The sequence below is a fragment of the Bacillus sp. WC2503 genome (assembly GCF_052682895.1).
In genome coordinates this window covers 4,248,122-4,270,863 of the sequence record NZ_JBQYMD010000001.1, presented here as the reverse complement: position 1 = coordinate 4,270,863, position 22,742 = coordinate 4,248,122, and the positions used below count along the sequence as shown (strand labels likewise).

Annotated in this window: 21 protein-coding genes and 1 other RNA gene; 18 read left to right on the top strand and 4 right to left on the bottom strand. The window is 37.3% G+C overall.

The features are described from left to right. Window positions 1-18: 18 nt before the first annotated feature. The 5 genes from gap (at window position 19) to eno (ending at window position 5,987) form a co-directional block, all read left to right on the top strand. Window positions 19-1,023 (top strand): type I glyceraldehyde-3-phosphate dehydrogenase, encoded by a 1,005-nt coding sequence (gap, locus tag ACUN26_RS22125; protein WP_000161234.1) that lies wholly within the window; start codon window positions 19-21, stop codon window positions 1,021-1,023. A 139-nt stretch (window positions 1,024-1,162) separates the two neighbouring features. Then, a complete protein-coding gene (locus ACUN26_RS22120) occupies window positions 1,163-2,347 on the top strand; it encodes a phosphoglycerate kinase (protein WP_001036333.1) in 1,185 nt (394 codons plus the stop codon). A gap of 32 nt (window positions 2,348-2,379) precedes the next feature. Further along, the gene (gene tpiA, locus ACUN26_RS22115; RefSeq protein ID WP_001231042.1) at window positions 2,380-3,135 is read left to right on the top strand and encodes a triose-phosphate isomerase; all 756 of its coding nucleotides are present in this window, start codon (window positions 2,380-2,382) and stop codon (window positions 3,133-3,135) included. After that, on the top strand, window positions 3,132-4,661 hold the full coding sequence (gene gpmI, locus ACUN26_RS22110; RefSeq protein WP_001231145.1) for a 2,3-bisphosphoglycerate-independent phosphoglycerate mutase: 1,530 nt from the start codon (window positions 3,132-3,134) through the stop codon (window positions 4,659-4,661). The genes tpiA and gpmI overlap by 4 nt, the downstream gene beginning before the upstream one ends. A 30-nt stretch (window positions 4,662-4,691) precedes the next feature. Further along, window positions 4,692-5,987 carry a phosphopyruvate hydratase gene (eno, locus tag ACUN26_RS22105; protein ID WP_000103945.1) on the top strand — a complete coding sequence of 432 codons (1,296 nt, stop codon included), beginning with the start codon at window positions 4,692-4,694 and terminating at the stop codon, window positions 5,985-5,987. Window positions 5,988-6,038: 51 nt separating this feature from the next. On the opposite strand, the gene ACUN26_RS22100 is transcribed toward eno, so the two are convergent. Beyond that, on the bottom strand, window positions 6,039-6,989 hold the full coding sequence (locus tag ACUN26_RS22100) for a nucleoside hydrolase (protein ID WP_001125059.1): 951 nt from the start codon (window positions 6,987-6,989) through the stop codon (window positions 6,039-6,041). Between the two features lie 352 nt (window positions 6,990-7,341). Here ACUN26_RS22100 and ACUN26_RS22095 point away from each other — a divergent pair, with 352 nt between their 5' ends. The 13 genes from ACUN26_RS22095 (at window position 7,342) to ACUN26_RS22035 (ending at window position 19,964) form a co-directional block, all read left to right on the top strand. Further along, window positions 7,342-7,707, top strand: coding sequence for a CidA/LrgA family holin-like protein (locus ACUN26_RS22095; RefSeq protein ID WP_000673219.1), 366 nt, complete (start codon window positions 7,342-7,344; stop codon window positions 7,705-7,707). After that, window positions 7,707-8,399: an LrgB family protein gene (locus ACUN26_RS22090; RefSeq protein ID WP_000078307.1), complete on the top strand. Its 693-nt coding sequence runs from the start codon at window positions 7,707-7,709 to the stop codon at window positions 8,397-8,399. The genes ACUN26_RS22095 and ACUN26_RS22090 overlap by 1 nt, the downstream gene beginning before the upstream one ends. Before the next feature lie 94 nt (window positions 8,400-8,493). Continuing rightward, on the top strand, window positions 8,494-8,727 hold the full coding sequence (secG, locus tag ACUN26_RS22085) for a preprotein translocase subunit SecG (RefSeq protein ID WP_000557263.1): 234 nt from the start codon (window positions 8,494-8,496) through the stop codon (window positions 8,725-8,727). 162 nt (window positions 8,728-8,889) lie between these two features. After that, window positions 8,890-9,630 carry a carboxylesterase gene (gene estA / locus ACUN26_RS22080; protein ID WP_000761983.1) on the top strand — a complete coding sequence of 247 codons (741 nt, stop codon included), beginning with the start codon at window positions 8,890-8,892 and terminating at the stop codon, window positions 9,628-9,630. A 144-nt stretch (window positions 9,631-9,774) separates the two neighbouring features. Further along, a complete protein-coding gene (gene rnr, locus ACUN26_RS22075) occupies window positions 9,775-12,207 on the top strand; it encodes a ribonuclease R (RefSeq protein WP_000391116.1) in 2,433 nt (810 codons plus the stop codon). 307 nt (window positions 12,208-12,514) lie between these two features. Then, complete coding sequence (smpB, locus tag ACUN26_RS22070) at window positions 12,515-12,982, top strand: SsrA-binding protein (RefSeq protein ID WP_001123917.1); 468 nt, start codon at window positions 12,515-12,517, stop codon at window positions 12,980-12,982. A gap of 126 nt (window positions 12,983-13,108) precedes the next feature. Further along, window positions 13,109-13,463: a transfer-messenger RNA gene (gene ssrA, locus ACUN26_RS22065) on the top strand. A 440-nt stretch (window positions 13,464-13,903) separates the two neighbouring features. Next, a complete protein-coding gene (locus tag ACUN26_RS22060; RefSeq protein WP_000815822.1) occupies window positions 13,904-14,581 on the top strand; it encodes a response regulator transcription factor in 678 nt (225 codons plus the stop codon). Window positions 14,582-14,966: 385 nt separating this feature from the next. Further along, window positions 14,967-15,983, top strand: coding sequence for a siderophore ABC transporter substrate-binding protein (locus tag ACUN26_RS22055; RefSeq protein WP_000749444.1), 1,017 nt, complete (start codon window positions 14,967-14,969; stop codon window positions 15,981-15,983). A gap of 19 nt (window positions 15,984-16,002) precedes the next feature. Next, complete coding sequence (locus ACUN26_RS22050) at window positions 16,003-17,019, top strand: ABC transporter permease (RefSeq protein WP_000041828.1); 1,017 nt, start codon at window positions 16,003-16,005, stop codon at window positions 17,017-17,019. Next, complete coding sequence (locus ACUN26_RS22045; RefSeq protein WP_000631251.1) at window positions 17,016-18,080, top strand: iron chelate uptake ABC transporter family permease subunit; 1,065 nt, start codon at window positions 17,016-17,018, stop codon at window positions 18,078-18,080. The genes ACUN26_RS22050 and ACUN26_RS22045 overlap by 4 nt, the downstream gene beginning before the upstream one ends. Next, on the top strand, window positions 18,077-18,829 hold the full coding sequence (locus tag ACUN26_RS22040) for an iron ABC transporter ATP-binding protein (protein WP_000590045.1): 753 nt from the start codon (window positions 18,077-18,079) through the stop codon (window positions 18,827-18,829). The genes ACUN26_RS22045 and ACUN26_RS22040 overlap by 4 nt, the downstream gene beginning before the upstream one ends. A gap of 769 nt (window positions 18,830-19,598) precedes the next feature. After that, on the top strand, window positions 19,599-19,964 hold the full coding sequence (locus ACUN26_RS22035) for a YxeA family protein (protein ID WP_000871137.1): 366 nt from the start codon (window positions 19,599-19,601) through the stop codon (window positions 19,962-19,964). 167 nt (window positions 19,965-20,131) lie between these two features. On the opposite strand, the gene ACUN26_RS22030 is transcribed toward ACUN26_RS22035, so the two are convergent. From ACUN26_RS22030 to ACUN26_RS22020, 3 genes are all read right to left on the bottom strand, one after another. Beyond that, on the bottom strand, window positions 20,132-21,412 hold the full coding sequence (locus ACUN26_RS22030) for a purine/pyrimidine permease (protein ID WP_001037032.1): 1,281 nt from the start codon (window positions 21,410-21,412) through the stop codon (window positions 20,132-20,134). A 127-nt stretch (window positions 21,413-21,539) separates the two neighbouring features. Continuing rightward, on the bottom strand, window positions 21,540-21,989 hold the full coding sequence (cynS, locus tag ACUN26_RS22025) for a cyanase (RefSeq protein ID WP_001081568.1): 450 nt from the start codon (window positions 21,987-21,989) through the stop codon (window positions 21,540-21,542). A 31-nt stretch (window positions 21,990-22,020) separates the two neighbouring features. Then, window positions 22,021-22,602, bottom strand: coding sequence for a beta-class carbonic anhydrase (locus ACUN26_RS22020; RefSeq protein ID WP_000926486.1), 582 nt, complete (start codon window positions 22,600-22,602; stop codon window positions 22,021-22,023). Between the last annotated feature and the right edge of the window lie 140 nt (window positions 22,603-22,742).

The window sequence follows — 22,742 nt, the reverse complement described above, 5'->3', positions numbered from 1 at the left end:
CCCAAGGAGGAAATTCAAATGACTAAAATTGGTATTAATGGATTTGGACGTATCGGACGTAACGTATTCCGCGCAGCTCTTAACAACTCTGAGGTAGAAGTAGTAGCAATCAACGACTTAACAGATGCTAAAACATTAGCTCACCTTTTAAAATATGACACAGTTCACGGAACTTTAAATGCAGAAGTATCTGCTAACGAAAACAGCATCGTTGTTAACGGTAAAGAAATTAAAGTTATCGCTGAGCGTGACCCAGCTCAATTACCATGGAGCGACTACGGAGTAGAAGTAGTAGTAGAATCTACTGGCCGTTTCACTAAAAAATCAGACGCTGAGAAACACTTAGGTGGATCAGTTAAGAAAGTTATCATCTCAGCTCCAGCTTCTGACGAAGATATCACTGTAGTTATGGGTGTTAACCACGAACAATACGATGCAGCTAACCACAATGTAGTATCTAACGCTTCTTGTACTACAAACTGTCTAGCTCCATTCGCTAAAGTATTAAACGAAAAATTCGGCGTAAAACGCGGAATGATGACAACAATTCACTCTTACACTAACGACCAACAAATCTTAGACTTACCACACAAAGATTTACGTCGTGCTCGTGCAGCAGCTGAAAACATGATCCCAACATCTACTGGTGCTGCTAAAGCTGTAGCATTAGTATTACCAGAACTTAAAGGTAAATTAAACGGTGGCGCTGTACGTGTTCCAACTGCTAACGTTTCTCTTGTTGACTTAGTTGTTGAACTTGACAAAGAAGTAACAGTTGAAGATGTAAACGCAGCATTCAAAGCAGCAGCTGAAGGCGAATTAAAAGGTATCCTTGGATACAGCGAAGAGCCATTAGTATCTATCGACTATAACGGATGTACAGCTTCTTCTACAATCGATGCATTATCTACAATGGTAATGGAAGGTAACATGGTTAAAGTACTTTCTTGGTACGATAACGAAACTGGTTACTCTAACCGCGTAGTAGACCTAGCTGCATACATGACTTCTAAAGGTCTTTAATTCTTAAGTATATAAGCAATCAATGACAAAACGAGGGAGAGGGTTTGTTCCCTCTCTCTCTTCTTTCGTTTTAGAAGCAAATGTGTTAAGCTTTTGAATGGGTTTTGTCAATCCTAACTAGTAGTCGGAGGGAAATCCAATGAACAAAAAATCAATTCGTGACGTAGATTTAAAAGGTAAGCGTGTATTTTGCCGCGTTGATTTCAACGTACCTATGAAAGAAGGCAAAATTACAGATGAAACTCGTATCCGTGCAGCTCTTCCTACAATTCAATATTTAGTAGAGCAAGGTGCGAAAGTTATTTTAGCAAGCCACTTAGGCCGTCCAAAAGGTCAAGCAGTAGAAGAATTACGTCTTACTCCAGTAGCAGCACGTTTAGGCGAGCTTCTTGGTAAAGATGTTAAAAAAGCAGACGAAGCATTCGGACCAGTTGCACAAGAAATGGTTGCAGCAATGAACGAAGGCGACGTATTAGTTCTTGAAAACGTACGTTTCTATGCCGGCGAAGAAAAGAACGATGCAGAACTTGCGAAAGAATTTGCAGCTCTTGCTGACATCTTCGTAAACGATGCATTCGGTGCAGCTCACCGTGCTCACGCTTCTACAGCAGGAATCGCAGACTACCTACCAGCAGTATCTGGTTTATTAATGGAAAAAGAGTTAGATGTACTTGGTAAAGCACTTTCTAACCCAGAACGTCCATTCACAGCTATCATTGGTGGTGCGAAAGTAAAAGATAAAATCGGTGTAATTCGTCATCTATTAGACAAAGTAGATAACTTAATCATCGGTGGCGGACTTGCTTACACATTCGTTAAAGCTTTAGGTCATGAAATTGGTCTATCTCTATGTGAAGACGACAAGATCGAACTAGCTAAAGAATTTATGCAACTTGCAAAAGAAAAAGGCGTAAACTTCTACATGCCAGTTGATGTTGTAATCACAGAGGAATTCTCTGAAACTGCAACAACTCAAATCGTTGGTATCGACTCTATTCCTTCTACATGGGAAGGTGTGGACATCGGTCCTAAAACACGTGAAATTTATGCAGATGTAATTAAAAACTCTAAGCTTGTTGTATGGAATGGACCAATGGGTGTATTCGAAATGACTCCATTCGCAGAAGGTACAAAAGCAGTAGGACAAGCATTAGCAGATGCAGAAGATACATACTCTGTTATCGGCGGTGGTGACTCTGCAGCAGCTGTTGAAAAATTCGGTATGGCTGATAAAATGAGCCACATTTCTACTGGCGGCGGTGCGTCATTAGAATTCATGGAAGGTAAAGAGCTTCCAGGTGTAGTTTGTCTTAACGACAAATAAGTAGCAGCCAAAGAAAAAGGACGGTGCAAAGCATGCGTAAACCAATTATCGCAGGTAACTGGAAAATGAATAAAACTCTATCTGAAGCAGTTAGCTTCGTAGAGGAAGTTAAAGGTCAAATCCCAGCAGCTTCAGCTGTTGATGCAGTAGTTTGCTCTCCAGCTCTATTCTTAGAGCGCTTAGTAGCAGCAACTGAAGGAACTGACTTACAAGTAGGTGCACAAAACATGCACTTCGAAAAAAATGGTGCATTCACTGGCGAAATTAGCCCAGTAGCACTTAGCGACTTAAAAGTAGGCTACGTAGTACTTGGCCACTCTGAGCGTCGTGAAATGTTTGCTGAAACAGACGAATCAGTAAACAAAAAGACTCTTGCAGCATTTGAACATGGTTTAACACCAATCGTATGTTGTGGTGAGACTTTAGAAGAGCGCGAAAGCGGAAAAACATTTGATCTAGTAGCAGGTCAAGTGACAAAAGCACTTGCAGGTTTAACAGAAGAGCAAGTTAAAGCAACTGTTATCGCTTATGAGCCAATCTGGGCTATCGGTACAGGTAAATCATCTTCTTCTGCAGATGCAAACGAAGTATGTGCGCACATCCGTAAAGTTGTTGCAGAAGCTGTTTCTCCAGAAGCTGCAGAAGCTGTTCGTATTCAATACGGCGGTAGCGTAAAACCAGAAAACATTAAAGAGTATATGGCACAATCTGACATCGACGGCGCTTTAGTTGGCGGTGCTAGCTTAGAGCCTGCTTCGTTCTTAGGTCTTCTGGGGGCGGTAAAATGAGAAAGCCAACAGCTTTAATCATTCTTGACGGTTTCGGACTTCGTGAAGAAACTCATGGGAATGCTGTAGCACAAGCTAAGAAACCTAATTTTGATGGTTACTGGAACAAATTCCCTCATACAACGCTTACAGCTTGTGGTGAGGAAGTAGGTCTTCCAGAAGGTCAAATGGGTAACTCTGAGGTTGGTCACTTAAATATCGGTGCTGGCCGCATCGTATACCAAAGCTTAACACGCGTAAACGTTGCAATTCGTGAAGGTGAGTTCGATCAGAACGAAACATTCCAAAATGCAATTAAAAGCGTGAAAGAAAAAGGTACTGCTCTTCATTTATTCGGTTTACTTTCTGACGGTGGTGTGCACAGTCACATGAACCATATGTTTGCTCTTCTTCGCTTAGCAGCAAAAGAAGGCGTGGAGAAAGTTTATATCCATGCGTTCTTAGATGGCCGCGATGTTGGACCACAAACAGCAAAAGGTTATATCGATGCAACAAATGAAGTAATTAAAGAAACAGGTGTAGGACAATTCGCGACTATCTCTGGTCGTTATTACTCCATGGACCGTGACAAGCGTTGGGATCGCGTAGAAAAATGTTACAGTGCTATGGTGAATGGTGAAGGCCCTACTTATAAATCAGCAGAAGAGTGTGTAGAAGACTCTTATGCGAACGGTATCTATGATGAATTCGTATTGCCGTCTGTAATTGTTAACGAAGATAACACGCCAGTTGCAACAATCAATGATGATGATGCAGTTATTTTCTATAACTTCCGTCCAGACCGTGCAATTCAAATTGCTCGTGTATTTACAAACGAAGACTTCCGTGAGTTCGATCGTGGTGAAAAAGTACCTCACATTCCTGAATTCGTTTGTATGACACACTTCAGTGAAACTGTAGATGGTTACGTGGCATTTAAGCCAATGAACCTTGATAACACTTTAGGTGAAGTTGTTGCGCAAGCGGGATTAAAGCAACTTCGCATCGCGGAAACTGAAAAGTATCCGCACGTTACATTCTTCTTTAGCGGTGGTCGTGAGGCTGAATTCCCAGGAGAAGAGCGTATCTTAATTAACTCACCAAAGGTTGCAACGTATGATTTGAAACCTGAAATGAGCATTTACGAAGTAACGGACGCTTTAGTAAATGAAATCGAAAATGATAAACATGATGTTATCATTCTTAACTTTGCGAACTGTGATATGGTTGGCCATTCTGGGATGATGGAACCAACAATTAAAGCAGTAGAAGCAACTGACGAATGTTTAGGAAAAGTTGTAGAAGCGATTCTTGCAAAAGATGGTGTAGCACTTATTACTGCTGACCATGGTAATGCTGATCAGGAGTTAACTGCTGATGGCGGGCCTATGACAGCTCATACAACTAACCCGGTTCCTTTCATCGTTACAAAAAATGATGTAGAGCTTCGTGAAGGTGGTATTTTAGGAGATATCGCCCCAACAATGCTTACACTTTTAAATGTGGAACAACCGAAAGAAATGACAGGTAAAACAATTATTAAATAATTTGCTTATATAAAAAGGAGAGAATTTATTATGTCAACAATTATTGATGTTTATGCTCGCGAAGTCCTTGACTCTCGTGGTAACCCAACTGTAGAAGTAGAAGTTTACACAGAAAGCGGCGCTTTCGGACGCGCTATCGTACCAAGTGGTGCATCTACTGGTGAGCACGAAGCAGTAGAATTACGTGACGGTGACAAATCTCGTTACCTTGGTAAAGGTGTTATTAACGCAGTAAACAACGTTAACGAAATTATCGCTCCAGAAATCGCTGGTTTCGATGTAACTGACCAAGCTGGTATCGACCGTGCTATGATCGAATTAGATGGCACTCCAAACAAAGGTAAACTAGGCGCTAACGCTATCCTTGGTGTATCTATGGCAGTAGCTCATGCAGCAGCTGACTTCGTAGGTCTTCCATTATACCGTTACCTTGGTGGATTCAATGCAAAACAATTACCAACTCCAATGATGAACATCATCAACGGTGGTTCTCACGCTGATAACAACGTAGACTTCCAAGAGTTCATGATCTTACCAGTTGGTGCTCCAACATTCAAAGAATCAATCCGTATGGGTGCTGAAGTATTCCATGCACTTAAAGCTGTATTACATGACAAAGGTCTTAATACTGCAGTAGGTGACGAAGGTGGATTCGCTCCAAACCTTGGTTCTAACCGTGAAGCTCTAGAAGTAATCATCGAAGCTATCGAAAAAGCTGGTTACAAAGCTGGCGAGAACGTATTCTTAGGAATGGACGTTGCTTCTTCTGAGTTCTACAACAAAGAAACTGGTAAATATGACCTTGCAGGCGAAGGCCGTACTGGCTTAACTTCTGCAGAAATGGTTGATTTCTACGAAGAGCTTTGCAAAGACTTCCCAATCATCTCTATCGAAGATGGTTTAGACGAAAACGACTGGGATGGTCACAAATTATTAACTGAGCGTATCGGTGATAAAGTACAATTAGTTGGTGACGATTTATTCGTAACTAACACTCAAAAACTTGCTGAAGGTATCGAAAAAGGTATCTCTAACTCAATCTTAATTAAAGTTAACCAAATCGGTACTTTAACTGAGACTTTCGAAGCTATCGAAATGGCTAAACGTGCTGGTTACACAGCAGTTGTATCTCACCGTTCTGGTGAAACTGAAGATGCTACAATCGCTGACATCGCAGTTGCAACTAACGCTGGCCAAATCAAAACTGGTTCTATGAGCCGTACTGACCGTATTGCTAAGTACAACCAATTATTACGCATCGAAGACGAATTAGGCGAAATCGCTGTTTACGATGGCATCAAATCTTTCTATAACATCAAACGATAATTGTAGAAAATAAACGACAGACCGTGAGAAATCACGGTCTGTTTTTTTATGCTAAAATTGTTCGCCCGTCATAAGTGACATGAAATGTTTGAAGAAGCGATTATAATCAAAATCAATTGCTATTTGATGACTCGGCCAATCAATAAATGGTTTAGATTCTCCTAAAGAGCGAAATTCTCCAATACTTGCCCCCTGTGCATAAGATTCTGTCATGACAACGATAGGTGATTTGTGATATGTAAACATAGCGTTATCAAGTAAAGCGAGTATTGGTATTGTGTCATGGAAGGGGCTGCCCTTTAAATGTGGTAGGGCGTCTTTATAATATCCGTAGTAATAGTGATCGAATAACGGTTTGACAAGTGGAGCTTTTCCTTTTGCCTCGATGTATTCGGCCATTTCTGGTGTAATGATGGAGTATTGGGTGACGTTTAATGGGTATATGTACATGTTAGCTGCGGATTGAAGGACTATATTAGCGGCAGTAGGATCGCCATAAAAGTTTGCTTCGGAAATAGGGGTAACATTACCAGGATGGAGAAAAGCACCGCCCATTACGTAGAAAGATTTAATTTGCTCCATTAATTGTTTACATACGATAAATAAAATTGCTAGGGAGGTAAGCCTTCCTAAACTTACGATGATTAATTCATCTTTATACTGTTCAATAAGAGGAATAACTTCAAAAAAATTCTCCATTTCTTCGTTAGTCACATTCTCCTTTGGAATAATTGGGCCGAGTCCCTGTTTCCCGTGTACATCTGTAAAAAAAGCAGGAGGGGCACCAGTAATTGGCCGTTCTGATCCACCAAAGATTTTGATATTTCTACCCTCTACTTCGTTTGTAAGAAAATGAGCATTTTCTACGGCCATTTTTTTTGGAACATTGCCGTAATCAGCAACGATACCGACTATTTCTATTTCATCGATAAAGAATGCTAAGAGGAGAGCCATCGTATCATCAATCCCAGGATCACAAAAAATGAGAACTTTTTTGGGCATATGTTCACCACCTATCTTGTTTATCCCGTACAAACTTGCTTGGTGAGGGCTAATAATCAATAGGGATGAGGACACCCTCATTGATTAAAGTTTCACTTTATATATATGTAAGTTTAAGGATAAAAAGATTATTTTATTGAAATAATAGTATCGTAAATTCAGAAAATAAAAACTTTTTATATTAGGTCAATGTTTTTGACGTAATTTTTGTTTGGAAATGCAGTCATATCAAGGTTGTAAGCGTATAACATAGGCTGTTTTTGCTGTCAAGTTGATAAATTGCAGCTTTTTACAATTTATACTATGATAAAGATATTAACAGAAGATCGTATAAACATGAGGGATGATGAACATGAAATTTACAAAGATCCTTGTCCAAATTGCTGCTCTTTATGTGTTTTATATGGTTGGAACTTGGGTGCAAGAAATGTTGAATATTCCAATTCCAGGAAGCTTGATTGGGATGTTTCTTTTACTTTTTTTACTTAGCCTAAAAGTACTTCCAGTGAAATGGTTTGATTTAGGAGCGGAAACACTCGTCGCTATTATGCCGTTTTTATTAATTCCGCCAACGCTTGGCTTAATGAATTACGGTGCTTTTTTTATGAGTAAAGGAATTTCTCTTTTCATTACAGTTGTAGCGAGTACGTTTTTAATTATCATTGTCGCAGGACATACAGGGCAATATCTTGCGAATAGAAAGGAAAGGGAGTCGTGATGAGTCAAATATTAATCGGAATCGGTTGGGTTCTTTTTACGGTGCTATTATATCAATTATCTAAAAAAATCTATCAATTATTTCCAACACCATTTACTATTCCAATGCTTGTAGCGACAGGATTAATGGCTTTCTTATTTATTGTGCTTGATATACCATATCAACATTATATGGAAAGCGGTGGTGGCTGGATTGCGAAGTTACTTGGACCAGGTGTTGTAGCATTTGCAATCCCGCTTTACAAACAACGTCATGTGCTGCAAAAATATGTTGTACCGATTGCGGGCGGAGTATTAGTAGGTACAACAGTTGCGATTGCGAGTGATTTTGCTATTGCCTCACTTATGGGAACAGATAAAAGTTTAATTTTATCTTCATTACCAAAATCAGTGACAATGCCGGTTGCGATGAGCGTTTCTGAACAAGTTGGTGGTGTTCCATCCTTAACAGCGGCATTCGTAGTTATCGCAGGTATTACTGGAACGATTACAGGTCCAATTTTATTAAAATGGAGCCGCGTTACAAACTCGGTTGGTAAAGGTATCGGATTTGGATGTGCTTCTCATATTATGGGTGTTATGAGAGCAATGAAAAATAACGAACATGAAGGTGTTATTGGATCGGTAACAATGACATTAACAGCAATTTTGACATGTTTGCTCGGACCGTTATTTGCAATGATGTTTATGTAATAGAAGAAAAGCGAGAGCGACTCTATAGCTCTCGCTTTTCTATAGGATTTATGCTACAGTTAAAATAACTGAATCTTTGTAGGAGGTACGCCAAGTGCATACGTTATTATCCGTTTTACTTATTATTGTATCGATTTTAATGATTGTTATGGTACTTATGCAGTCTAGTAATAGCTCAGGCCTTTCAGGTGCAATTTCCGGCGGTGCAGAGCAATTATTTGGTAAGCAAAAAGCACGTGGAATTGAAGCGGTATTAAACCGTATTACAATTGTTTTAGCTGTATTGTTCTTTGTATTAACAATTGCTGTTACGTACTTAAACTTATAGAATTGAAAGAAGAAGCGTTAGTAGTTTGTACTAATGGTTCTTCTTTTTTTATTTTGTTATTTGAAAAAAGTTTCTAATTAGATTATAGAAATATAAATATGGTACACTAAGATATAGAAAGAATACGACTAGATTACAGAAGAGAAAGAGGAGAAGTACATGATGAAATTAGCATCTCCGAAACCATTTACATTTGAGGGTGGAGACCGCGCTGTTTTATTACTACATGGATTCACAGGAAACTCAGCTGATGTACGTATGTTAGGGCGTTTCTTAGAAAAGAAAGGCTATACTTGTCATGCGCCAATTTATAAAGGACACGGCGTACCACCAGAAGAACTTGTTCATACAGGTCCTACAGATTGGTGGCAAGATGTAACGGAGGCATATCAGCTTTTAAAAGATAAAGGCTTTGAGAAAATTGCTGTCGTTGGTTTGTCACTAGGCGGAGTATTTTCTCTGAAATTAGCATATACAATCCCTGTTTTAGGTGTGGTACCAATGTGTGCACCGATGTATATTAAGAGTGAAGAAACAATGTACCAAGGTATATTGGCATATGCTCGCGAATATAAAAAGCGTGAGCAAAAATCACCAGAGCAAATTGAACAAGAAATGTTGGAATTCCAACAGACACCGATGAATACATTAAAAGCATTACAAGAGCTAATTGCTGATGTACGTAATAATGTTGATATGATTTATGCACCGACGTTTGTTGTACAAGCGCGTCATGATGAAATGATTAATACGGATAGTGCTAACATTATTTATAACGGTGTAGAATCAACGTTAAAGGACATTAAATGGTATGAAGACTCTACGCATGTCATTACACTTGATAAGCAACGTGACGAGCTACATGAGGATGTATATAACTTCTTGGAGCAACTAGATTGGTAAGATCTAGTTGCCTCTTTTTTTCATAAGGAAATTTTTATGGAAACTGTAAAAAAATCATTAGGGGAGTATTGAATTTTCGCTTTATACATCCCCCATCTTTCGGATACACTAAATAATATAAGGGTTTAAAGGAGGTATTTTTGCTTGGAAGAAATCATACAAGAAAATATTGATAAGTTGTTATTATTTATGAGAGAAGAAGCGTATAAACCGTTAACGATACAAGAGTTAGAAGAGGCATTTGGAATTGAAGGTTCTGAGGGCTTTAAAGATTTTGTAAAGGCACTTGTAATGATGGAAGAGAAGGGACTTGTTATTCGTACACGTAGCAATCGTTATGGTCTTCCTGAAAAGATGAATTTAGTGCGTGGTAAGTTAATTGGACATGCGCGTGGCTTTGCTTTCGTTGTGCCAGAAGAGAAGAAAACGGGAGATGATGATCTTTTCATTCCTCCTACAGAATTAAACGGTGCACTTCACGGTGATACAGTATTAGCACGCCTAAGTTCACAATCAAGTGGTTCACGTCAAGAAGGTTCAATTGTACGCATTTTAGAACGTGGAACGAAAGAACTAGTTGGTACATATACAGAATCGAAAAACTTTGGGTTTGTTATACCTGACAATAAGCGTTGGACAAGTGATATTTTCATCTTGAAAAGCGCATCCATGGGTGCTGTAGAAGGCCATAAAGTAGTTGTTAAAATTACGAGCTATCCAGAGAATCGTTTAAGTGCGGAAGGTGAAGTTATTCAAATTTTAGGTCATAAAAATGATCCAGGAGTAGATATTTTATCGGTCATCCATAAACATCATTTACCTTTAGCATTTCCTGAGGAAGTGATGGAGCATGCAAACAGTGTACCAGAAACGATTTCAGAAGAAGACTTGAAAGATCGCCGTGATTTACGTGACCAAATGATTGTAACGATTGATGGTGCAGACGCGAAGGACTTAGATGATGCTGTTACAGTAACGAAGCTTGAGAACGGTAATTACAAGCTTGGTGTTCATATTGCGGATGTAAGTCATTACGTTGAAGAAGGTTCTCCAATTGATGTTGAAGCAGCGGAAAGAGCGACGAGTGTATATCTTGTTGATCGTGTAATTCCAATGATTCCACATCGTCTATCTAACGGTATTTGTTCATTAAATCCGAAAGTAGACCGTCTGACACTGTCTTGTGAAATGGAAATCAACAACTTAGGTGATGTTGTCAAACACGAGATTTTCCAAAGTGTGATTAAAACGACAGAGCGTATGACATATGCTGACGTAAGAAGCATTTTAGAAGATGAGGACGAAGAGTTAATCAAGCGCTATGAACCGTTAGTACCAATGTTTAAAGAGATGGGCCAATTGGCACAAATTTTACGTGAAAAGCGTATGCGCCGTGGTGCAATCGACTTTGACTTTAAAGAAGCAAAAGTATTAGTAGATGAAGAAGGAAAACCGACTGATGTTGTAATGCGTGATCGTTCTGTATCAGAAAAGTTAATTGAAGAATTTATGCTTGTTGCGAACGAAACCGTAGCAGAACACTTCCACTGGATGAACGTACCATTCATGTACCGTGTCCATGAAGATCCGAAAGAAGATAAGTTAGAGCGATTCTTCGAGTTTGTAACGAACTTCGGATATGCGGTAAAAGGACGTGCGAATGAAGTACATCCTCGTGCATTGCAACAAATTCTTGAAATGGTTCAAGGACAGCCTGAAGAAGTAGTAATTTCAACGGTTATGCTTCGTTCTATGAAGCAAGCACGTTACGATTCGGAAAGCTTAGGACATTTCGGCTTATCAACTGAGTTCTACACGCATTTCACATCGCCGATTCGTCGTTATCCAGATACGATCGTTCATAGATTGATTCGTGAATACGTCATTAACGGTAAAGTCGACAGTGAAACACAAGCGAAATGGCGTGAAAACTTACCAGAGATTGCAGAGCACTCTTCTAATATGGAACGTCGTGCTGTTGAAGCAGAGCGTGAAACAGACGAAATGAAAAAAGCAGAGTATATGGTCGATAAGATCGGTGAAGAGTATGACGGTATGATTAGCTCTGTAACAAACTTCGGTTTATTCGTAGAGCTTCCAAATACAATTGAAGGTCTTGTACATGTTAGTTACTTAACGGATGATTACTACCGTTACGACGAGAAGCATTTCGCAATGATCGGAGAACGTACAGGTAACGTATTCCGCATCGGTGACGAAATTACAATTCGTGTTATTAACGTAAACAAAGACGAGCGCGCAATTGACTTTGAAATCGTTGGCATGAAAGGTACACCTCGCCGTAAGTTCAAAGATCGTCCAGTCGTTATCGAACAGCCAAGAACAGGCAGAAAGAAACGGGGTGGACGTAGCGAGCGCAGTAATGAGCGCGGCGGCGAACGCGGTACAGGTAGAAAATTTGACCGTGGTGGCAAAGGTAACAGCACAGGAAGAGGATCCGCATCAGCATCCACGTCCGCTAGTCAGCCAGGGAAAAAAGATGGTAATGGCAAGAAGAAAAAAGGATTCTTTGAAAACGTACCAGGATTCAAGAAGAAAAAGAAAAAGCGTAAGTAAGAAAAGAGTGGCTTCGCTTTGATGAAAAGCGGGGCCGTTTTTCTTTTTATTGGTCATTTCACTCCCTCGAACGAAGCAAAAAGCGCTTCTCTGTCGGGAGTTCCAATGTCCAAAGATTCTGAGCGAGCTACTTTCGCTTTTTGTGTAATCCAGCTACAGTGGCTAGAATGTTTGGCGACTTCGCTTCTTCCCCAGAGGCAAAGGGCGCCTCAAGGTCAGAAGCTCCATCCACCTCACATTCTGAACGAGCCACTTTCGCTTTTTGTTTACATTTGTTACAATAGTAAAAATAGAGGAGGGACGTTATATGCCAAAAGGTACAGGTAAGGTTATTGCACAAAATAAAAAAGCATTTCATGATTATTTCATCGAAGAAACATACGAAGCAGGGCTTGTCCTTCAAGGAACGGAAATTAAGTCGATTCGCGCTGGTCGCGTGAACTTGAAAGATGCGTTTGCACGTATACATAATGGTGAAGTATGGGTTCATAATATGCATATTAATACGTACGAGCAAGGGAATCGTTTCAACCATGATCCGCTTCGCACGAGAAAATTACTTCTTCATAAAAAAGAAATTGATAAACTAGCGGGAGCTGCAAAAGAAACAGGTTACGCATTAGTTCCACTTAGAATCTATTTGAAAAATGGATTTGCAAAGATGGCACTTGGTTTAGCAAAAGGTAAGAAACAATATGATAAACGTCATGATTTAAAAGAGAAAGAAGCGAAACGTGAAATTGCACGCGTGTTCCGTGATCGCCAAAAGATGTAATACAGATATTTACATTTGTAAAACGGCGCGCGTATGATATAATAACTTATGTAAGGTTATTGCACATTGAAAAACAGCTCTTAGTAGCTATCACGATATTTTCTTCGTATGCTCCATTTTTATCATGGGGACGTTACGGATTCGACAGGGATAGTTCGAGCTTAGGTTGCGAGTCGAGGGGATCGGCCTCGTTAAAACGTCAAAGCCTATAATTGGCAAACAAAACAATCTTTCTTTAGCTGCTTAATTGCACTAAAGGTTCCTCCCTCCATCGTCCATGTGGTAGGGTAAGGGACTCAAACTAAGTGGACTACGCCGGAGTTCGCCGTCTGAGGGCGAAGGAAGAGAACAATCAGACTAGCAACTTGGAAGCCTGTCGATAGGCCGAAGAGTTTGCGAAATGCTAATATATCGACTACACTCGTAGAAGCTTAAGTGCCGATATTTTTGGACGTGGGTTCGACTCCCACCGTCTCCACCAATACATATTTGGTGGTTTTTTTATTTTTGTGATATGAACCATAATTTTGCCAGGTTGGCGAGGTTATGGTTCTTTTTGTTTGTGGCAAAGTTATGGTTCTAAAAATAGAATGTATCTAATTTCTTGGTTCTTTCAATTACATCATCAATGCATCTTGTGTGTTATCCCTTAACTATCACAATTTTATCCAGTAAAAGCCTGATTGGTGAGGACTCATAAGCAGTGGGGGATGAACATCTCTATTTAATTAACACTTCGCTTTATTTGAATCTTCATATGTTTTGTGTTTTTATCCATACCTATTGTAAGATTATATAGAGTTCTCCTAATAAACTGTTTTAGTGGATTAATTAGGGGTTTTAAATTTATAAATCTTAAATTGTTTTTTGGGGATAATTTTTTATCTAAATAAGTTATATTGAAGTAGAGGTGAACCATCGGTGAAGCAGGTGTTGGTGATTAAAAATGAACGGTCTTCAGCAAAGAAAATTGTAAGCGGTCTAACGCAAGAAGGCTATTTCATTTTAAAACTTCACAATGAAAACCAAGGTTTAAATATAATATATGAACAAGATTGGGATATTATCATATTGGATTGGGACTCATTAAGTATATCGGGACCAGAAATTTGCAGACAAATACGACTTGTTAAAACGACACCGATCATTATTGTGACCGACAATATTTCTAGTAAGGATTGCATAGCAGGGCTACAAGCAGGAGCAGATGATTATATAAGAAAACCATTTGTGAAAGAAGAATTAGTAGCAAGGGTTCAAGCAATTTTAAGGAGAAGTGACTATATCCAGCAAAATGAGATGAATTTTTTTCAGTTTAAAGATCTCTTTGTTGATGCATCTAGCAATATTGTGAAAAAAGGTGGCGAAAATCTCTCACTTACTAAGCGCGAGTATGATTTACTTGTATTTTTAATTAAAAACAAAAACACAATATTGAGCCGTGAGATGCTTTTGAATCAAGTTTGGGGATATAACGTAGTAGTAAATCCAAATGTAGTAGATTTATATATTGGGTATGTAAGAAAAAAGTTAAAGTGCGAGAAGAAAGACAGATATATTCAAACGATACATGGCAGAGGCTATTCAATGATTGACTGATAAAAATAAGATAATAAAAAACGAGTAAAACTATTTCATTCCGTTTTACTCGTTTTTTTATTAAATGTGATAATCAAATAGTTTCTTAGAAGTATTAAAAGACGTAAAAAAATGGATTATGAAAATATTAGCTATTAATGAGCGTGTTTTGTAGAGGAAATCATGGTTAATCAACACGCCTGACGTCACATATTACTTTTTATGCCTGATTTTATGAATTCACACCATTCACAAGATTTTCACAGAATTAATGACTATACTAATTAACAGGATGTTCAAATGAAAATGATTATCAATAGCGATTCAATTGAATAAAAGTTACCTTCTAATTCAATCTATGGATGTCATCATTTTCGAAATAAATCACACTATAAGGAGTATACATATGAAAAAATCTATGCTTTTAAAATTAGTGAGTATTCTAGCAGTTTTCACTTTAATGTTAGTAGCTTGCTCAGATTCAAGTAAAGAAACTTCGAAGGCTAATAATAAAGATAATGGTAGTGATAAGCCAAAAACGGTTGAAATCACTGATGCTCATGGAACTGTTAAAGTCCCTGTAAACCCAAAGAATGTAGTTGCTTTGGATAACAGAACTTTTGAAACTTTATCTGATTGGGGAATTAAATTAGCGGCTGCTCCAAAGGATATCATGCCTGCTGATTCAGCATATAAAAAGGATGAAAAAGTTCAAAATATTGGGAATCACCGTGAACCAAATCTAGAAATTATTGCAGCTGCAAACCCTGACCTTGTAATCGTTGGTCAAAGATTTGCTGATCATTACGAAGAGATCAAAAAATTAGTGCCAAAAGCAGCTGTTATTGATCTTAATTTTGATGTTTCTGAGAAATCTACTACGCCTGGGAAAAACTTAGTAAAAGGACTTAAAGATTCTACAATTACTTTAGGGAAAATCTTTGATAAAGATAAAGAAGCTAAAAAATTAGTGGCTGATTTTGATAAATCTATTGAAACTGCAAAATCTGCTTATAACGGGAAAGATAAAGTTATGAGTGTTATCGTTACTGGTGGGAATATTGGTTTTGCTGCTCCACATTCTGGTCGTGTTTGGGGACCAATGTATGAAATTTTCGGTTGGGTTCCAGCACTAGAAGTTTCAAATTCTACTGCAGGTCATAAAGGTGATGACGTTTCTGTTGAAGCTATTGCACAAACAAATCCTGATTGGCTTTTCGTATTAGATCGTGATGCTGCAACATCTGATGCAGCTACTTCAACACCTGCTAAGGATGTTATTTCTAAATCACCAGCTCTTCAAAACACAACTGCTGTTTCTAAAAAACAAGTTGTTTATGCACCAGAAGATACTTACACAAATGAATCAATTCAGACTTATATAGAGTTGTTTGGAAATCTTGCAAAAACTTTAGCTAAGTAGTGTAAAGGAGTACGAAACAGTGTCAAAAAATATAATTTCTAGGGTTGAGAATATTTCTCAACCCCAGTTTTATAATCACAATAAATTATGGACAAAATCTTTTATAATAGCGATTATAGTTGTTATAATTTTAGGGATTATATCACTGTTTACTGGAGTTTATGATATACGTGGACAAGAGGACGGAATGGAGATGTTTTTCATAACTCGTGTTCCGAGAACAGTTGCATTAATGCTTACTGGAGCTGCAATGGCGATGGCAGGGCTCGTCATGCAACTTATTACACAGAATCGTTTTGTTGAACCTACTACAACGGGGACTATTGAATGGTCAGGCTTAGGCCTGCTTTTTGTATATTTATTATTCCCTGCCCCGACTTTAGTGCAAAGAATGACTGGTGCAATCATTTTTTCTTTTATAGGAACTATGATTTTCTTTTTATTTTTAAGAAGAGTTAAACTTCGTTCGTCTTTAATTGTCCCGATTATTGGATTGATGCTTGGAGCAGTTATTTCTGCAGTGTCTACTTTTTTGGGACTCCTTTTTCAAAAGACACAAAGTATTGAAACTTGGTTCGTAGGTTCATTTGCTAACATTCAGGTGGGAAGATATGAATATTTATGGCTGATTGTTATCATTACTTTTCTTATTTTTATGTATGCTAATAGATTGACTTTAGCTGGACTAGGAGAAGATGTCGCAACAAGCCTTGGAGTTAATTACAATAGAATTGTTCTTTTTGGGACTGGTCTTATCTCTGTTGCAGTTGGAATTGTTGCAGCTGTTATTGGACACTTACCTTTCTTAGGATTAATTGTGCCAAATATCGTTTCAATGTTTAGAGGTGATGATCTTAGGAGTAATTTACCTTGGGTTTGTGTGATCGGAATGGGGTCAATAACTGCCTGTGACATCATTTCTCGAACAATTATACAGCCTTTTGAATTACCTGTTTCTTTAATACTTGCAACAGTGGGAGCAGTCGTATTTATTACTATTTTATTGAGACAGAGAAAACCAAGGAGGCTACGATGATCACATTAGAATATAGAAATAAAGAAAATGTCGAAATCGATTCTAGCCTTCATAATGAAAGTAGATCAGCTAGCGCTTTTCGTTCTAAGAAGGAAGCAAGACGTTATTGGATTTTACTGATAACATTGATTGGTTTAGGTCTCCTTTCTTCATATGGACTTTTAGTTTATAACAATCCAGTTCCGATAGATTCACCATCTTTTATCCCAGTTGTTAAGAGAAGGATAGTAGCTATTGTTGCAATGATTATTGCTGCGGTTTGCCATAGCTTGTCGACAGTTGCTTTCCAATCTATTACGAATAATAAAATTATTACTCCTTCACTTTTAGGTTTCGAATCACTTTATTCAGCAATTCAAACGAGTACAGTATTCTTCTTTGGTGCTAGTGCGTTAATAAATTTTAATGGAATTGGATCATTTTTATTCCAAGTTGTTGTTATGGTCTTCATGAGTTTGATACTTTATGGATGGTTACTTTCCGGTAAATACGGGAATTTACAACTTATGCTTTTAGTTGGAATTATTATTGGTACCGGGCTAAATTCTGTGTCAACTTTTATGAGAAAACTACTTGCGCCTTCAGAATTTGATATTTTACAAGCAAGATTATTTGGTTCTGTTAATCATGCAGATCCTGTATATTTTCCTATTGTAATTCCTATGATCATAATTGTAGCAGTATTAATTTTTGCTCATTCTAAGAATTTGAATGTTTTGTCACTAGGAAAGGATGTTGCTACTTCTTTCGGGGTTAAATATCAACCTAGTGTAATTTATACGCTTGTATTAGTAGCTATTTTAATGTCCATCTCAACAGCTCTAATTGGGCCACTTACTTTCTATGGCTTTTTAGTAGCAACTTTGAGTTATCAGGCGGCGTCAACTTATGATCATAGATATATTTTTCCAATGGCTTTTGCAATAGGATTTTTGATAATGACGAGTGCATACTTTTTAATGTATCATGTATTCCATGCTCAAGGTGTAGTTTCAGTTATTATTGAATTATTTGGTGGAATCATATTCTTAACTATAGTTTTAAGGAAGAGGGCTTTATGATAAAAATTGATAACGTTAAAAAGTTCTATAGTGATAAGGTAAAAATAGGACCTTTGGATATTGAAATACCAAAAGCAGGCTTTACTTCTTTAATTGGACCAAATGGCGCTGGAAAGTCCACGACACTTTTGATGATTGGAAGACTCTTAGATATGGATGAAGGTCACATTCAAGTAGCAAATATGGATGTTTCTGAATCCAAATCAAAAGACTTAGCAAAAGTTTTGACTATATTGCGACAAGAAAATCATTTTGTAACTAGGCTTACTGTTAGACAACTAGTTGGATTTGGGCGCTTTCCTTATTCAAAAGGAAGATTAACGAAAGAGGATGAATCTATTATTTCTAAATATATCGATTTTTTGGATTTAACTAATTTAGAGAATAGATATTTAGATGAACTTTCTGGTGGTCAAAGACAAAGGGCATATGTAGCGATGGTATTGTGCCAAGAGACGGAATATGTACTTTTGGACGAGCCTCTGAACAACCTTGATGTTGCTCGTTCTGTTCAAATGATGGAGCATTTGAGACGTGCAGCTAATGAATTTGGAAGAACAATTTTGACAGTTATGCATGATATAAATTTTGCGGCTAAGTACTCTGACAAAATTTGTGCTATGAAAGATGGTCAAATTGCTGCTTTTGGAACAGTAGAAGAGGTAATGGATCCAACACTTTTGACAGATATTTTTGAAACAAAAATAGAAATTATCAAGGGTCCTTATGGGCCAATCGCTGTTTATTAGTTACAAAATGTATACTGTAGCTTGCGTAAATTATGCTAGCTACTCTAGTTGAAGTTGCTGTCTGTATTTTATGGGCAGCAGCTTTTTTTATGCGATCGCCCATCATGATAACTCTTAATTTTTCTGGCTGTTGGTAATAGCTCCACAGATATGTCATTACTCCCAGTCCTGCGACGTGTTGAACACTAGGACGGCGAATGTAAGGGAATCATTATATTCTGGTTTGGTTATCCACTCATAAGCTAACACAATTGTGTTAGACAAAGTAGGTTTCGTCCGTTCTCATATAAGAAGTTGTGATGTAGTTAAGATTCGGTATAGTGTGTCTACATGTAAGGGAGAAGTAGCTTGTTACGCTGCAAGATAATCCTTAGCGTATATTTTCGTTAAAATGTGGGCGGCAGCCCTGGTAGAAAAGAAAAAAATAAAAAGATAAGTGGAGACAAAATTGCTGAACACCTTATGCAAATAATCCTGTGAGATTGGCGTTTACGGCAATAATATTCAAATTACAATTTTATATGATAAGAACTATAACTTTTCCAGGTTGGCAGGGGTATGGTTCTTTTGTTTGCGAAAAAATTATGCTTGCTTTGTAAAATGATAAAAATGTTTTAATCCAAAATGATAGGATTACAAAAGTGTAATGTGGGTGTAAGGAAACTGGATTGTACCCTCTTTTTAGATAAAGCATACTTAAAGTAAGGAAGATTTATATGTGAATGAATATAAATTTTACAAGTAGGATAGAAAGGTTAGGTATTATCATATGAAATGGATCATTAGGATTTTTGTGTTATTAGCTATAATAGGAGGTGCTTTCTACTATCTGAAATCAGGTAATGGGTACTATTCAACTAAAGAATATTATGTAAAGGTAATGACTGATTCTACAGTAGAAAACGAAAAATTGAGTAATGGAGAAATTCTTACGTATCATGTTTACGATGAGAAGGTGTACGATAAAAAAGGGGAAGAAAGAAAACTGAAAATTTCCGTGCAAAATAAATTGGAAAAAAATCAATATTATTTGATTGATTGGGAAGATCGCCGTGGGATTGTTTCTAAAATAGCTAAAGTGGATCAAACAAAAATAGATAAGAGTATCTTAGATAAATTGAACGGAAATTCATAATATGTCAGGACAAGCTAACCAATAGCTGTGTTAACATAAAGCTTTATAAGCAAAAGATATTGTAGGAAAATAAGAGAGATTATTATAAAACAAAAGGGATCAACCGTCTGGTGTGATCCCTTTTTGTTAGGACTGAGCAAGGAGTATTATTGCATTGTATAAACCCTTTACTCTTTCCAAAACTGTTCTAGCAGAATACTGATCATAGTGCCTACGAGTAATCCGTTACTTAAAACATATTGTAAGGAAGAAGGAATACCGCTAAATGCACCTTCTGGAAGGAACATTATTCCTAAACTGATTAATAATGTAATTCCTAATATAGTTAATCGGCGTTGATTTAATTCTTCACGTAAAATCGATTGAAATGAAATGCCTATTACTTGGACAAATGTTGCTAAAAGTGCAGCATTAGCAATAGGGCCTGGAAGTAAGGATATAAAGCTTACAATTGAGGGGATAAAAGAAATTCCTGCTAATATGAGACTTGCTATAAGGAATGACTTCACTTTTCTTTGTCCTGTTAGTTGAATAAATCCAGCTGATGCAGGTAATGGTACAATTCCAATTGTAGAAAACAACGACGAGATAATATGTGATATACCTCCGACCCATATACCACGGTTCAGTGTTTGCTTTTCATTTTCTTTAGATAATGGAGCCACTTGTTTTACAGCCGAAATAGCAGCAATCGTATTTGCAACTAAAAGAAATGTAAATAAAATTGCAGTTAGAGTCATTCCAATATCGAATCTAGGCATGCCCCAAGCAAATATCTGTGGTAACTTAACTAACGGTGTGTGTGAAGGCATATGAGACGATTTTTCTAATAAAGCATACAAAAGCCAACCAAATGAAATGGCAAGTAACACAGCGTAACTTTTCATCCAGCCTTTCCCTTTAATTGATAAGAAGGTAATCATGGTAAAAACAAAGAGTGCAATAGTAGTTGTTGTATAATCAGGATGAGTTACAGATCCTTGTAATCCCATCATTCCTTTTAGTAACACACCACTAAGCTGAAGTGCTAAGATTAAAAGAAAAGTTCCTGTAACTAAAGGGGTAAATAAACGTAAGATTCGATGTACAAGCCCTGTTATACCAAGTACGAAGAGTAATATACCTGCAATAATTAACCCGCCTTCTAAAATTTGCAACACGTCTTTTGCACTTTGTCCCTGATGCATAGATACTTGTCCCAGTATGACAAATATACTTACCCATGAACCTGCTGGACCATCTGCTATGGGATAGCGATGCCCAAACCATGCTTGTATAAATGAACTTACTCCCACGACTAAAAAAGTTCGCTGCATTAATGTTGAGATATCTTCTATTGATAAATGAAATATGCCACCAATAATGATAGGCAATGCAATTGCATTTGCTAATAGAAACACAAACCACTGTAGAATACTAAAGCTCGTATTAAAGTATTTTTTGTTCATATTATTCTCCTTTGTCGAAAAAGAATCTCATAGTAAAAATCCATCCTTTCTATACAGTTAGATTAAAAAGGATGGATTTTGTAAATCTATAAAATTATTTTAATTTTATATATAGATTTAAAATTAATTACCATGTACGGAATGGTAAGAATTTACCGTTAAGTGTAATAACGATACGAGGATCGCCACCTTTTGGATCTTCTTGTGTATTCACACCTAGATTGAAGTTAATTGCACTCATTACACCTTCGCCAGCTTTTTCTAAGATTAATTCTCTAAGAGTTGGTGCGTATTGTAACATCATTTCATATAATCGATATAAGATTGGGTCAGTAGGAGGCATTTGCATTACTTGACCTCTAAGTGGAACTACTGTTAATGCCTGAACCACTTCCTCATCTAATTCTAATAGTTTACCGATTTTTTCTGCTTCCGGACGTGTCATTGTAGCTTGTCCTAATAATGCTGTTACAACCCAAGTCTCGGAGTTTTCGCTTACTTTTGAAATTTCTTCCCATGTTAAACCTTTTGCAATTTTTGCTTCCATAATTTTTTGTGTAGCTTCTTGTCTATTCATACTTAATAACTTCCCTTCATTTGAGTAATAATTAATTTTTCATACCATTTAATGTTTTATATCCATCAACTACTAAATCTAATTTACCTGTGTGGGGATCAATGACTAAACCATGTACAGGAACATCTTTTGGAATAAGTGGATGATTTCTTACTAAATCAACATTAGCTTGAGTTGAGTCGCAGACATCATCGAATCCAAATAACCAATTTTCAAGATCAACACCAGCATATTCAATTGCTGATAAAATTTCGGATGAAGCTACTCCACGATCTAATATTTTTTGAAGTGTTCCTTTTGGATTAGTTTGGCTTGCACCACATTTATGGTGTCCGATAAGAAAGATTTCATCTGCATTTAGATCATATACTGATGCTATAACACTTTGCATAACGCTATCGAAAGGAGAAGCAATTTTACCACCTGCATTTCTGATAACTTTTGCATCACCATCGTGTATATCTAAAGCTTTTGGAAGTAGCTCAATTAAACGAGCATCCATGCAAGAAACAACAACCATACGTTTTTTAGGCATTTTTGTCGCTTCAAAAGGAGCGTATTCCTTATTTTCTACAAATTGTTCATTGAACGATAGGATTTCTTGTAATAACATATTTGTAACCTCCTTTAAATCTAGATGTATTTTTTGTTGCGTCCTCTATGTTATAAGTGAATATAACTGATAAACAATGTGATGTAAGAGGATAAACTAAGTATAGTGAATTGTATCGATAAGCAGAATAAGCTGGCGAA

Bases quoted from the DNA above. Each gene is read 5' to 3' on its own strand.
- gap (WP_000161234.1), top strand. From the start codon at position 19: ATGACTAAAATTGGTATTAATGGATTTGGACGTATCGGACGTAACGTA.
- ACUN26_RS22120 (WP_001036333.1), top strand. From the start codon at position 1,163: ATGAACAAAAAATCAATTCGTGACGTAGATTTAAAAGGTAAGCGTGTA.
- tpiA (WP_001231042.1), top strand. From the start codon at position 2,380: ATGCGTAAACCAATTATCGCAGGTAACTGGAAAATGAATAAAACTCTA.
- gpmI (WP_001231145.1), top strand. From the start codon at position 3,132: ATGAGAAAGCCAACAGCTTTAATCATTCTTGACGGTTTCGGACTTCGT.
- eno (WP_000103945.1), top strand. From the start codon at position 4,692: ATGTCAACAATTATTGATGTTTATGCTCGCGAAGTCCTTGACTCTCGT.
- ACUN26_RS22100 (WP_001125059.1), bottom strand. From the start codon at position 6,989: ATGCCCAAAAAAGTTCTCATTTTTTGTGATCCTGGGATTGATGATACG.
- ACUN26_RS22095 (WP_000673219.1), top strand. From the start codon at position 7,342: ATGAAATTTACAAAGATCCTTGTCCAAATTGCTGCTCTTTATGTGTTT.
- ACUN26_RS22090 (WP_000078307.1), top strand. From the start codon at position 7,707: ATGAGTCAAATATTAATCGGAATCGGTTGGGTTCTTTTTACGGTGCTA.
- estA (WP_000761983.1), top strand. From the start codon at position 8,890: ATGAAATTAGCATCTCCGAAACCATTTACATTTGAGGGTGGAGACCGC.
- smpB (WP_001123917.1), top strand. From the start codon at position 12,515: ATGCCAAAAGGTACAGGTAAGGTTATTGCACAAAATAAAAAAGCATTT.
- ACUN26_RS22055 (WP_000749444.1), top strand. From the start codon at position 14,967: ATGAAAAAATCTATGCTTTTAAAATTAGTGAGTATTCTAGCAGTTTTC.
- ACUN26_RS22045 (WP_000631251.1), top strand. From the start codon at position 17,016: ATGATCACATTAGAATATAGAAATAAAGAAAATGTCGAAATCGATTCT.
- ACUN26_RS22040 (WP_000590045.1), top strand. From the start codon at position 18,077: ATGATAAAAATTGATAACGTTAAAAAGTTCTATAGTGATAAGGTAAAA.
- ACUN26_RS22035 (WP_000871137.1), top strand. From the start codon at position 19,599: ATGAAATGGATCATTAGGATTTTTGTGTTATTAGCTATAATAGGAGGT.
- ACUN26_RS22030 (WP_001037032.1), bottom strand. From the start codon at position 21,412: ATGAACAAAAAATACTTTAATACGAGCTTTAGTATTCTACAGTGGTTT.
- cynS (WP_001081568.1), bottom strand. From the start codon at position 21,989: ATGAATAGACAAGAAGCTACACAAAAAATTATGGAAGCAAAAATTGCA.
- ACUN26_RS22020 (WP_000926486.1), bottom strand. From the start codon at position 22,602: ATGTTATTACAAGAAATCCTATCGTTCAATGAACAATTTGTAGAAAAT.